The sequence below is a fragment of the Mesorhizobium sp. M8A.F.Ca.ET.181.01.1.1 genome, from assembly GCF_004792025.1.
GTDB lineage: Bacteria > Pseudomonadota > Alphaproteobacteria > Rhizobiales > Rhizobiaceae > Mesorhizobium.
Genome location: NZ_SRTV01000026.1, coordinates 1 through 10782, shown reverse-complemented (window position 1 = coordinate 10782; position 10782 = coordinate 1). Strand labels below are relative to the sequence as shown.

Genomic DNA, 10782 nt, shown 5'->3' with positions numbered 1-10782 from the left:
GGGCCCCAGCTCATCCACGGTTTAAGCCACCTGAGGGGTGACGGGCTCTCGACCGCCGCCACGGATCAGGCAAGCACCTGGTCCGTGGCACCCTCAACAATGCACGATTCCAAACACACAAGGGGTGCTCCAGGGACCACCAACGTCTCACTCCGCTGGAACACCCCTAATCCGTCTCGGCGCTAACGCGCCGATCCACCTTCTCCCACAAGGGAAGAAGGAAAGACGGGAGTTCGAAACCCTAAGCCCCAAGCCCCTCGAACAGGATCGTCGACAAATAGCGCTCGGCGAAATCGGGGATGACCACGACCAGGGTCTTGCCCTTGTTCTCCGGCCGCGAACCGACGACGATCGCTGCCTGCAGCGCCGCGCCCGACGAGATGCCGACCGGCACGCCCTCGAGGCGGGCGATGAGGCGCGCATTGGCGACGGAATCCTCGTTCGAGACCTTGACGATCTCGTCATAGACCGTGGTGTCGAGGATCTTGGGCGCGAAGCCGGCGCCGATGCCCTGGATCTTGTGCGGGCCGGGCTGGCCGCCCGACAGCACCGGCGAGGCATCCGGTTCGACGGCGACTACATGCAGCGCGGGCTTGCGCTTCTTCAACACCTGGCCGACGCCGGTGATGGTGCCGCCTGTGCCGATGCCGGCGACGAAGATGTCGATCTCGCCCTGCGTGTCGTTCCAGATTTCCTCCGCTGTCGTCTTGCGATGGATTTCCGGATTGGCCGGGTTTTCGAACTGCTGCGGAATGATGGCGTTGGGGATCGTCGCGGCCAGTTCGTCGGCCTTGGCGATGGCGCCCTTCATGCCTTTCGGGCCTTCGGTCAGCACCAGTTCGGCGCCGAGCAGCGCCAGCATCTTGCGGCGCTCGACCGACATCGTCTCCGGCATGGTCAGGATCAGCTTGTAGCCCTTGGCGGCGGCGGCGAAGGCCAGCGCGATGCCGGTGTTGCCCGATGTCGGTTCGATCAGTGTGGTCTTGCCGGGCGCAATCTTGCCCGCTGCCTCCAGCGCTTCGATCATCGCCACGCCGATACGGTCCTTGACCGAGGCGATCGGATTGAAGAATTCGAGCTTGGCGACCAGATTGGCGACGATGCCCTTTTCCTTGGCGAACTTGTCTAGCCGTACCAATGGCGTATCGCCGATCGTGTCGGTGATGGAATTGTAGATGCGGCCGCGGCCGGGCACGCGGGCGGAAGTGACGGGCTTGTTCATTGGTTTCGCTCCCTGGATTTCAGGCAATTGGCAGTAGCCGACAGAATAGGGCTTTCAACCGCGCAAGATAGGCTGCGGCTCGAAAATATCCGAGGGGGGCGTGTGCTGAAAACGCCTGGCCCTCGGAAAGGCATTTCTCGAAACAGCCGGGCCACGGAATGGTTTGGCCGAAACGACCTACTGACGAGCAGCGATCGCCGCCGCCGCGCCAACCATGAACGCGCCGGCGGTGCGGTTCAGCACCTTGAGCGCGCGCGGCGACTTCAGGAACCAGCGTGCCTTGGCGGCGAGCGCCAGGTAGGGCACCAGCACGACGAACAGGACGACGACCGTCAGCGCGACGAGAATGCCGTAATCGGCAAGCGTGATCGTCTTCAGGTCGACGATGGTCGGCGTGATGGCGAGGTAGAAGATCATGGTCTTTGGATTGCCGAGCGTCACGGTGAGGCCGGCGGCGAAGCTCGACGGCAATCCGCCCTTGCCCTTCCTGGCTTCGATGGTTTCGGGTGTGATACCGGCGGTCCAGAAGCGCCAGCCGAGGAAAGCGAGATAGGCGACGCCGGCCCATTTGATCGCCAGGAAAACCATGCCGAACTCCTGCGCCACGAAGGCGAGGCCGAGCACCACGGCGGTCAGATAGATGAGGTCGCCGAGCATCAGGCCGAAGGACATGGCGAGCGAAGAGCGAAAGCCCGAGCCGAGCGCACGCGCGACCAGGGCGGTGATGCCGGGGCCGGGAATGGCGGCGGCGATGCCGAGAGCGGCGCTGTAGGCAAGGAACCCGGTGAGGGTCATGGTGTCGGCGTCCAAGGGCGAGTATGCCCTTGTCGCACGAGGCGGGCTCCGGGAGAACGCCCTGCGCGCGGGATTCGCTTACACCAGACGGCAATGGTCCGGCCGCAAGGACGGGTCAGGATCGGCCGCCGCTATAAGTCACGCGCCAGATCGTGCCGTTGCCGTCTTCGCTCACGATCAACGATCCGTCGCCGGCCACCGCCACGCCCACGGGCCGGCCCCAGACCTCGCCATTGGAGGCGACGAAGCCGGTCATGAAATCCTCATATTCCCCGGTCGGCTTGCCGTCCTTGAACAGGAGGCGGACGATCTTGTAGCCGGTCCTGTTGCCGCGGTTCCAGGAGCCGTGCAGGGTCACGAAGGCATCGCCTCGATACTCCGGCGGAAAGCTTTTGCCATCATAGAACGCGATGTTGAGCGGCGCCGAATGCGCCTGCATCAGCACGTCGGGAATATCAGCCTTGCCGGCGAGGTCGGGGCGCTCGCCCTTGTGGCGCGGGTCCTCATTGTTGCCGATGTAATACCAGGGCCAGCCATAGAAGGCGCCTTCCCTGACCGATGTCGCGTATTCGGCCGGCACATTGTCGCCGAGTGCGTCGCGTTCGTTGACGACGCACCACGGCGCGCCGGTTGCCGGCTGCACGGTCATGCCCGAACAGTTACGCAGCCCGGTGGCGACGACGCGGCCGTTCTTGCCGTCGGGGTCGAAGGCTCGCACCTCGGCCCGGCCCGCTTCGGAACCCCAACTGGCGCCGAGCGGCTTCGACTTGACCCAGGCATCGAGCCCGCCTCTGGGTCTTTTGCCCATATCCTCGGCGACATTCGAGCCGGAGCCGACGGAGAGGTAAAGTGTCTTGCCGTCGGGCGAGAAGGCGATGTCGCGCGTCCAGTGGTGATTCGCCGGAATGTTGTCGACGATGGTTTGCGGGTCACCCGAGGCCTTCAGGTCGCCATTGCGATAGGCAAAGCGCACGATGCTGTCGCTGTTGGCGACATAGACCCATTGCGGGTCGTTGCCCAAGGGATAGAAGGCAATGCCATAGGGCTGGTTGAGGCCGCCGGCGAAGATGCCGTTTTCGGCGGGTTTCGCGCTGTCCTTCGTCAGGCGATAGACGCGGATCTGGTTGGCTTCGCTGTCGGCGACGAACAGGTCGCCGTTCGGCGCGACGCGCACGACGCGCGGATTGTCGATCCCCGAGGCGATCAGCTCGGCCGAAAACCCGGACGGCAGGCGTGGCTTCGCATTCGCCGGCATGTCGACAATGCCTGCGCCGTTCGAGGCGGATTTGGTGGCATAGGGTTTAGGCAGGTCTTCCGGCTTGATCAGCCGGCGTACACCGGGCCTGTCCGCCCGCCAGTCGCCGAAAGCCGCCGCGCCTTTGAGCGCAGGCTGATCGGCCTGCTGGGCGAGAGCCGCGGTCGTGAGAAACAGTGCGGACATCGCCAGTCCGGCCAATCGCATCATTTCCTCCACTCGATCGTGAAGGAAATTAACGATCGGTCTGTCCCTGGGTTCCGTCACGCACGATGGTTCGAAGCAAACGTCAGGAATCAGGTCCCGGCAGCGTAAAAATCGTCATCCAGGCGTTTTTCCAGGGCAACGAGATCGGCGGGCAACGGCAGGCCCATGGCGCGCATTTCGCGCAGTTTTTCGCGCAGCTGTTCCTGAATTTCGTGCTGGTCCTCCGGCTGGTTGACCATCTCTTCGAGCAGCAGACTGATCTGGGCCTTGAATGATTCCAGCGCCATTCTTTTTCTCCTTTGCGGCCTGTCTCGATTTTAGGACCTTAGCGCAGCATGCGGGAAATCAGCTGCGCCGTGTAATCCACCATCGGCACGATGCGGGCATAGTTGAGCCGGGTCGGGCCGATGACGCCGAGGGCGCCGACGACGCGCGCGTCCTTGTCGCGATAGGGCGCCACCACCAGCGATGAGCCCGACAGCGAAAACAGCTTGTTTTCCGAACCGATGAAGATGCGCACGCCCGATCCCTCCTCGGCGAGGTCGAGCAGCTGGATCAGCCCGTCCTGCGTCTCCATGTCCTCGAACAGGTGGCGCAGCAATTCGATGTCGGCCTGGGCGGTGACGTTTTCGAGCAGATTGGCGCGGCCGCGCACGATGAGCCGCGCCGGCAGGCCGCTTTCGGCGCCCGCCCACACCGCCAGTCCCTTCTCGACGAGGTCCTGCGACAGCGTGTCGAGCGCCGCCCTCGTCTCTTCCTTGATGCGGGCGATCTCGGTGCGCGCCTCGGCCAAAGTGCGGCCGCGAATATGCGCATTGAGGAAATTCGAGGCCTCGTGCAGTTGCGAGACCGTGATGCCGGCCGGCAGGTCGACGACGCGGTTTTCGACATCGCCGTTCTGCGACACCAGCACGGCCAGCGCCTTGGTCGGCTCCAGCTGGATGAATTCGATATGCTTCAGCGCCACCTCGTTCTTGGCGGCCAGCACCAGGCCGGCGCCGCGCGACATGCCCGACAGCATCTGGCTGGCCTCGGTCAGCATGTGCTCCAGCGTCGCGCCCGAGCCGGAGGCCCGCACCTGCGCCTCGATGGTGCGGCGCTCCTCGTCGGAGAGGTCGCCGAGCTCCATGAACGCGTCGACGAAGAAGCGCAGGCCGGCCTGCGTCGGCAGACGCCCGGCCGAAATGTGCGGCGCGTAGATCAGCCCGAGATGCTCGAGGTCGCTCATCACGTTGCGGATGGTGGCCGGCGACAGCGAGGACGGCAGGATGCGCGACAGGCTGCGCGAGCCCACGGGTTCGCCATCCCTGAGGTAGGAATCGACGATGCGCCGGAAGATGTCGCGCGAGCGCATGTCGAGCGATTGAAGCGCGGGCGACCGCGACGCGGGATCGACTGCCTTGGTCATTGCGGCCAAAAAACCTCCGGCTCAAGGATATAGACTTCCGTTACCCGCGCGCAACCCGGTGTCTGTGTCAGATCACCCGGTGTCTGTGCCAGATCACCCGGTGCCGGATCGCTCGGCCATTTTCCTTTGCGCCATGGGCTTGGTGGGGCTACAAGCCGGCCACGATTCCGAAAAATGACTGGAAAGAAGCCTGAATGCGCCCCTCCAAACGCCAATTCGACGAAATGCGCGCCATCTCCTTCGAGCGCGGCGTCTCCAAGCATGCCGAAGGCTCGTGCCTGGTGAAATTCGGCGACACGCATGTCCTGTGCACCGCGAGCCTCGAGGAAAAGGTGCCGGGCTGGATGCGCAATTCCGGCAAGGGCTGGGTCACGGCCGAATACGGCATGCTGCCGCGCTCGACCGGCGAGCGCATGCGTCGCGAGGCTTCCGCCGGCAAGCAAGGCGGCCGCACGCTGGAAATTCAGCGCCTCATCGGCCGTTCCCTGCGCGCCGTGGTCGACCTGCAGGCGCTGGGCGAACAGCAGATCACCGTCGACTGCGACGTCATCCAGGCCGATGGCGGCACCCGCACCGCTTCGATCACCGGCGGCTGGGTGGCGCTCCATGACTGCCTGCGCTGGATGGAAGCGCGGCAGATGGCCAGCGTTTCGAAGGTGCTGAAGGATCATGTCGCCGCGATTTCCTGCGGCATCCATGACGGCCAGCCGGTCATCGATCTCGACTATATCGAGGATTCCTCGGCCGGCACCGACGCCAATTTCGTCATGACGGGCAAGGGCGGCATCGTCGAGATCCAGGGCACCGCCGAGGGCGAGCCCTTTTCCGAAGCGCAGTTCGCGGACTTGATGGGATTGGCCAAGAAGGGCATTTCCCGGTTGGTCAGCCTGCAGCAGATGGCGGTGGCGTAGGATTTTGATGCCGAGCCTGGGCGCCCCCCTCTGTCCTGCCGGCCATCTCCCCCACGAGGGGGGAGATTGGCAGTTTGGCTGGCCGTGCCTGCCCTTCAACGTTGAAAAGTGGCGAAAGCGACTGATACAGCCAATCTCCCCCCTCGTGGGGGAGATGCCCGGCAGGGCAGAGGGGGGCGCCTCGTGACACCTTCCGCAATCCTGGAATCGGCCCTCTACGTCACCGACCTGCCTGCCGCCGAGCGCTTCTACACCGACATCCTCGGCCTCATCCTCCTCGGCAAGGTCGAAGGCCGCCACCTCTTCTTCCGCTGCGGCCCGTGCGTTCTGCTCATCTTCAACGCTGAGGCGACCAAAATTCCGCCCGCACCGGACGCGAAGCTGAAAGTACCGCCGCACGGCGCGGTTGGCGAAGGCCATCTGTGCTTTGCCGCAACCGCCGCTGAAATCGACGGCTGGAAAGCCCAACTTCAAGCGAAGAAAATCGCCATCGAAAGCGAATTCGAATGGCCGCAAGGTGGCCGTTCGATCTATATACGCGACCCCTCGGGCAATTCGATCGAATTCGCCGAGCCGAGAATCTGGGGCCTTTGATGCATTCACTCCATGGCAAGAAGATCGTCGTCGCCAGCCACAATGAAGGCAAGCTGCGCGAATTCGCCGACCTGATGGGTCCGTTCGGCTTCGAGGCGAAGTCGGCCAAGGAGTATGGCCTGCCCGAACCGGACGAGACCGGCACCACCTTCGAGGAAAACGCCTACATCAAGGCCTTCGCGGCCGCGAAGGCGACCGGCCTGCCGGCGCTGTCGGACGATTCCGGCCTCTGCGTCGACGCGCTCGATGGCGCGCCAGGCGTCTACACCGCCAACTGGGCCGAGACGCCGGAAGGATCGCGCGATTTCGCCATGGCCATGCAGCGCACCGAAGTGGCGCTGCAGGAAGTCGGCGCGGCCACGCCCGAACGGCGCACCGGCCGCTTCGTCGCCGTCATCTGCCTCGCTTTTCCCGACGGCGAGGCCGAATATTATCGCGGCGAGGCCGAGGGCGCTCTGGTCTGGCCGCCGCGCGGCGAACTCGGCTTCGGCTACGATCCGGTATTCCTGCCCAATGGCTTCGACAAAACCTTCGGCGAGATGAATGCGGAGGAAAAGCACGGCTGGAAGCCAGGCCAGGCGACGGCGCTGTCGCATCGCGCCCGCGCCTTCCAGAAATTCGCGCGCGCTCGGCTTGGTTCGGAATGATCGGGTCCAGCACCACCATGGCGCTCGACCGCAGTCCCGGCTTCGGCGTCTACGTGCATTGGCCGTTCTGCGCGGCCAAGTGCCCCTATTGCGACTTCAACAGCCATGTCCGCCACCAGCCGGTCGACCAGGAGCGCTTTGCCGCCGCATTCGAGGCCGAGCTTGCGACGATGCGCCAGCGCACCGGACCGCGCGAAGTGACCAGCATCTTCCTCGGCGGCGGCACGCCGTCGCTGATGAAGCCGGAAACGGTGGCCAGGGTTCTGGACGCGGTGGCCAAGAACTGGACGGTGCCTGACGGTATCGAGGTGACGCTCGAGGCCAACCCGTCCTCGGTCGAGGCGGAGCGGTTTCGTGGTTACCGGATCGCGGGGGTCAACCGCGTCTCGCTCGGCGTGCAGGCCCTGAACGACAAGGATCTGCGCTTCCTCGGCCGGCTGCACAATGTCGAGGAAGCCCTGCACGCCATCGGGCTCGCGCGCGAAATCTTTCCGCGCCTGTCCTTCGACCTGATCTATGCGCGCCCGGGACAGACGCCCGAGGATTGGCAGGCGGAACTCGAACAGGCGATCGGCCATGCCGCCGACCATCTGTCGCTCTACCAGCTGACCATCGAGGAAGGCACGCCCTTCCATGCGCTGCACGCGGCGAAGAAATTCGCCATTCCCGATAACGACCACGCCGCCGACCTCTATGCGCTGACGCAGGAGATCACGTCGGCGCATGGTTTGCCGGCTTATGAGATTTCCAACCACGCGCGGCCAGGCGCCGAGAGCCGGCACAATCTGACCTACTGGCGCTACGGCGAATATGTCGGCGTCGGCCCCGGCGCGCATGGCCGCTTCGTCGAGAACGGCCATCGGGTGGTGACGATTGCTGAGAGAATGCCGGAAACCTGGGCCAACCTGGTCGAGGCCAAGGGCCATGGCATAACCGGCGGCGAGCTCCTGACTCGCTCCGAAGAGGCCGACGAATTCCTGCTGATGGGGCTCAGGCTCGCCGAAGGCATCGACCTCACCCGCTACGAAGCGTTTTCCGGGCGCGGCCTGTCGAGCGCGCGGCTGTCGGTGCTGCAAGGCGAGGGGCTGGTGGCGCCGATCGGCAACACGCGGCTGCGCGCCACGCCCGCCGGCATGATCGTGCTCGACGCCGTGGTGGCGGACCTGGCGCGCTAATCCTTTGAAAAAACTCCTCTTCGTCTGCAGCCAGAACCGGCTGCGCAGCCCGACCGCCGAGCAGGTGTTTTCCACCCGCCGCGACATCGAGGTCGAATCGGCCGGCACCAATCACGATGCCGACAATCCGCTGACGCACGAACTGGTCGCCTGGGCTGACATCATTTTTGTCATGGAGAAAACCCACCGCACCAAACTGCAGAAGAAATTCAAGGCCAGTCTGAAGGCGGCCAAGGTGATCTGCCTCGACATCCCGGACGACTACGAATTCATGGACCCGGAGCTGATAGCGCTTCTGAAGGGACGCGTTTCACGATATCTGGACTAAGCGCCTGGCCCAGCGTTCGCCACCTTGGGCGGCCGACTCGCCGATCTGAATCAGATCAGGCGTCGTGTTTGTGGCGGTGCTTTCCGCGCTCTTTCTCGGCGTGCGCCTCGCCGTTCCGGACTGGCTTTGCGTTGTCCTTGTCGCGGCGGCCACGGTGCTGGTCGCCCAAAGAGGGCAGGGGTACGCCGTTGCGGGCGTTTTTCGTTTCAAGACGGGTGATGAAGATATCGAAGCGATTGGGCATCGTCCGGTCAGTGCTCCGTCGTGGTGTCGGGTTTGTTGTCGGAAAGCCTGACATTGGTCGGCAAGGCACTCGCGGCCTGCTTGGTCAGGCTGGTGTCGTTCCGGGCTGGCAGCCGCTTGTCCTGGCGTGCGGCAATCCGGCTGCGACCGGCATAGTAGGGCGCGAAAGCGTCCTGAATCGTCAGGCTGTCCATTCCTGTCCTCCCCAAGGGAATCAGGGGCTAAATCTGCCAAAACCGGTTTCGTTCCCTACTGTGGCGAAGGAATGGCGGCCACCTTACATCGGCGTGAGTTTTGCAAGCCGGCGCCAGCCATGCCAAACAAGTTTTGGCAGGCCAAACAAGTTTTGGCAGGCCAAACAGGATTTGGCAGGCCAAACAGGCTTGAACGGAGACGGCATCGGTGACTGGCGAGACGGGCAAGCGCAGCTATGTGGTCGGGCAGACCGAAATCGCGGCCCGCCCGCTCGATCCGGCGCTTTATCTGGTGGCGACGCCGATCGGCAATCTGGCCGACATCACGCTGCGCGCGCTGGAGACGCTGGCCGCCGCCGACATCGTCGCCTGCGAGGACACGCGCGTGTCGCGGGTGCTGCTCGACCGCTACGGCATCCGCCGACGCACCACGGCCTATCACGAGCACAATGCCGGCGAGGCGGGGCCGAAGTTGATCGCGGCACTTGCGGCAGGACAGAGCGTGGCGCTGATTTCCGATGCCGGCACGCCGCTGGTTTCCGATCCCGGCTACCGGCTGGTCGGCGAGGCGCTCGACCAGGGCATTCGCGTCGTACCGATTCCCGGCCCGTCGGCGCCGCTTGCCGCGCTGACGGCGTCGGGCCTGCCGTCCGACGCCTTCCTGTTCGCCGGCTTTTTGCCGGTCAAGGTTGGTCAGAGGCTGTCGCGGCTGGAGGCGCTGAGGGCGGTACCGGCGACGCTGATATTCTTCGAATCACCGCGCCGGCTGGCCGAATCGCTCGGCGCCATGGTCGAGGCGCTGGGCGGCGAGCGCAAAGCCGCCATCGGCCGGGAACTGACCAAGACATTCGAGGAAATCCGCACCGGCACGCTGCGGGCGCTTGCCGATCATTACGCGGCGGCGGACACGCCGAAGGGCGAGATCGTCGTCTGCATCGGTCCCGCCGAGGCCAAGGCCGACGAACCGGAAGACATCGACCGCCTGCTTTTGTCGCTGGCGGCGGAGATGCCGGCCTCCAAGGCGGCGGCGGAAGCGGCGAAAATGACCGGCGGCCAGAAGCAGGCGCTCTACCGGCGGCTGCTTGAACTTAGAGAAGGCCGCGATGGCTGAACGCCCGAGCGCCAGCCGTCAAAAGGCCTACCGGCGCGGCCATCGCGGCGAATGGCTGGCGGCTGTAGCGCTGATGCTGAAAGGCTACCGGATCCTGGCGCGCCGCCATCGCACCCGCTTCGGCGAGATCGACCTGATCGCCCGGCGCGGCGATCTGGTGCTGTTCGTCGAGGTCAAGGCGCGCCGCACGCTGATCGAGGCCATGGAGGCGATCGGCCACGAATCGGAGCGCCGCATCGAGGGCGCGGCCGACATCTGGCTGTCGCACCAGCCGGACTATGGCAGGCTGTCGATGCGCTTCGACATGGTCGCCGTGCTGCCCTGGCGTTGGCCCGTGCATGTCCCGAATGCGTTTTATGGGAGGAGCTAGGCTCGTTGCCGGAGGCAATCCATTCGTTGAAGTTAGTGCTGCCCCTCATCGCCCTGCCGGGCACTTCTCCCCCGTATAGGGACGGGGAGAAGGGAGATGGCCGCAGCGACGGCGACCTTCTTGCAATCGTTGTCGTTGGCGAAATCGCCGATGACAGCGCCCTCTCCCCGTCACTATACGGGGAGAGGATGCCGGTGTCCGAACCGGATAGATAGGTAACAGAATGGACCGATAGCATGGGTGACAGTTTTCTTGTCCGCCGGGAGGACCGGCGATGGTTTGGCGAGAAACTGGGATCATGGACGAGCGGCTACGGTTTGTT

The 10782-nt window shown here is 64.6% G+C and carries 14 protein-coding genes; 7 read left to right on the top strand and 7 right to left on the bottom strand.

Annotated elements, in window-relative coordinates; genetic code table 11:
- Positions 1-241: 241 nt before the first annotated feature.
- From cysK to hrcA, 5 genes are all read right to left on the bottom strand, one after another.
- Positions 242-1222 carry a cysteine synthase A gene (cysK, locus tag EN824_RS33290; protein WP_135933151.1) on the bottom strand — a complete coding sequence of 327 codons (981 nt, stop codon included), beginning with the start codon at positions 1220-1222 and terminating at the stop codon, positions 242-244.
- A gap of 177 nt (positions 1223-1399) precedes the next feature.
- The gene (locus EN824_RS33285) at positions 1400-2017 is read right to left on the bottom strand and encodes a LysE family translocator (protein ID WP_127277915.1); all 618 of its coding nucleotides are present in this window, start codon (positions 2015-2017) and stop codon (positions 1400-1402) included.
- A gap of 115 nt (positions 2018-2132) precedes the next feature.
- Complete coding sequence (locus tag EN824_RS33280) at positions 2133-3482, bottom strand: sorbosone dehydrogenase family protein (protein WP_135862892.1); 1350 nt, start codon at positions 3480-3482, stop codon at positions 2133-2135.
- 86 nt (positions 3483-3568) lie between these two features.
- A complete protein-coding gene (locus EN824_RS33275) occupies positions 3569-3766 on the bottom strand; it encodes a hypothetical protein (RefSeq protein WP_127277913.1) in 198 nt (65 codons plus the stop codon).
- 38 nt (positions 3767-3804) lie between these two features.
- Complete coding sequence (gene hrcA / locus EN824_RS33270) at positions 3805-4887, bottom strand: heat-inducible transcriptional repressor HrcA (RefSeq protein ID WP_127277912.1); 1083 nt, start codon at positions 4885-4887, stop codon at positions 3805-3807.
- Between the two features lie 194 nt (positions 4888-5081).
- Here hrcA and rph point away from each other — a divergent pair, with 194 nt between their 5' ends.
- The 5 genes from rph (at position 5082) to EN824_RS33240 (ending at position 8542) form a co-directional block, all read left to right on the top strand.
- Complete coding sequence (rph, locus tag EN824_RS33265) at positions 5082-5798, top strand: ribonuclease PH (RefSeq protein WP_127277911.1); 717 nt, start codon at positions 5082-5084, stop codon at positions 5796-5798.
- A gap of 183 nt (positions 5799-5981) precedes the next feature.
- Positions 5982-6392, top strand: a complete 411-nt coding sequence (locus tag EN824_RS33255; protein ID WP_135917988.1) for a VOC family protein — start codon at positions 5982-5984, stop codon at positions 6390-6392.
- The gene (gene rdgB, locus EN824_RS33250) at positions 6392-7039 is read left to right on the top strand and encodes an RdgB/HAM1 family non-canonical purine NTP pyrophosphatase (protein ID WP_127277909.1); all 648 of its coding nucleotides are present in this window, start codon (positions 6392-6394) and stop codon (positions 7037-7039) included. The genes EN824_RS33255 and rdgB overlap by 1 nt, the downstream gene beginning before the upstream one ends.
- The gene (gene hemW, locus EN824_RS33245; protein ID WP_135930753.1) at positions 7036-8214 is read left to right on the top strand and encodes a radical SAM family heme chaperone HemW; all 1179 of its coding nucleotides are present in this window, start codon (positions 7036-7038) and stop codon (positions 8212-8214) included. Before rdgB ends, hemW begins: the two co-directional genes overlap by 4 nt.
- 4 nt (positions 8215-8218) lie before the next feature.
- Positions 8219-8542, top strand: a complete 324-nt coding sequence (locus EN824_RS33240; protein ID WP_135933150.1) for a low molecular weight protein tyrosine phosphatase family protein — start codon at positions 8219-8221, stop codon at positions 8540-8542.
- Between the two features lie 55 nt (positions 8543-8597).
- On the opposite strand, the gene EN824_RS33235 is transcribed toward EN824_RS33240, so the two are convergent.
- Positions 8598-8786, bottom strand: a complete 189-nt coding sequence (locus tag EN824_RS33235) for a hypothetical protein (RefSeq protein ID WP_135933149.1) — start codon at positions 8784-8786, stop codon at positions 8598-8600.
- 7 nt (positions 8787-8793) lie between these two features.
- Positions 8794-8979 (bottom strand): hypothetical protein, encoded by a 186-nt coding sequence (locus EN824_RS33230; protein WP_135933148.1) that lies wholly within the window; start codon positions 8977-8979, stop codon positions 8794-8796.
- A 208-nt stretch (positions 8980-9187) separates the two neighbouring features.
- Between EN824_RS33230 and rsmI the strand changes: the two genes are divergently transcribed.
- Entirely contained in the window at positions 9188-10090 is a 903-nt protein-coding gene (rsmI, locus tag EN824_RS33225; RefSeq protein WP_135862885.1) for a 16S rRNA (cytidine(1402)-2'-O)-methyltransferase, read from the top strand.
- A complete protein-coding gene (locus EN824_RS33220) occupies positions 10083-10460 on the top strand; it encodes a YraN family protein (protein ID WP_189522266.1) in 378 nt (125 codons plus the stop codon). The genes rsmI and EN824_RS33220 overlap by 8 nt, the downstream gene beginning before the upstream one ends.
- Positions 10461-10782 lie beyond the last annotated feature (322 nt).

What these genes read in the sequence shown, in the direction of transcription:
- cysK (WP_135933151.1), bottom strand. Translation starts at nt 1,222, where the DNA reads ATGAACAAGCCCGTCACTTCCGCCCGCGTGCCCGGCCGCGGCCGCATC.
- EN824_RS33285 (WP_127277915.1), bottom strand. Translation starts at nt 2,017, where the DNA reads ATGACCCTCACCGGGTTCCTTGCCTACAGCGCCGCTCTCGGCATCGCC.
- EN824_RS33280 (WP_135862892.1), bottom strand. Translation starts at nt 3,482, where the DNA reads ATGATGCGATTGGCCGGACTGGCGATGTCCGCACTGTTTCTCACGACC.
- EN824_RS33275 (WP_127277913.1), bottom strand. Translation starts at nt 3,766, where the DNA reads ATGGCGCTGGAATCATTCAAGGCCCAGATCAGTCTGCTGCTCGAAGAG.
- hrcA (WP_127277912.1), bottom strand. Translation starts at nt 4,887, where the DNA reads ATGACCAAGGCAGTCGATCCCGCGTCGCGGTCGCCCGCGCTTCAATCG.
- rph (WP_127277911.1), top strand. Translation starts at nt 5,082, where the DNA reads ATGCGCCCCTCCAAACGCCAATTCGACGAAATGCGCGCCATCTCCTTC.
- rdgB (WP_127277909.1), top strand. Translation starts at nt 6,392, where the DNA reads ATGCATTCACTCCATGGCAAGAAGATCGTCGTCGCCAGCCACAATGAA.
- hemW (WP_135930753.1), top strand. Translation starts at nt 7,036, where the DNA reads ATGATCGGGTCCAGCACCACCATGGCGCTCGACCGCAGTCCCGGCTTC.
- EN824_RS33235 (WP_135933149.1), bottom strand. Translation starts at nt 8,786, where the DNA reads ATGCCCAATCGCTTCGATATCTTCATCACCCGTCTTGAAACGAAAAAC.
- EN824_RS33230 (WP_135933148.1), bottom strand. Translation starts at nt 8,979, where the DNA reads ATGGACAGCCTGACGATTCAGGACGCTTTCGCGCCCTACTATGCCGGT.
- EN824_RS33220 (WP_189522266.1), top strand. Translation starts at nt 10,083, where the DNA reads ATGGCTGAACGCCCGAGCGCCAGCCGTCAAAAGGCCTACCGGCGCGGC.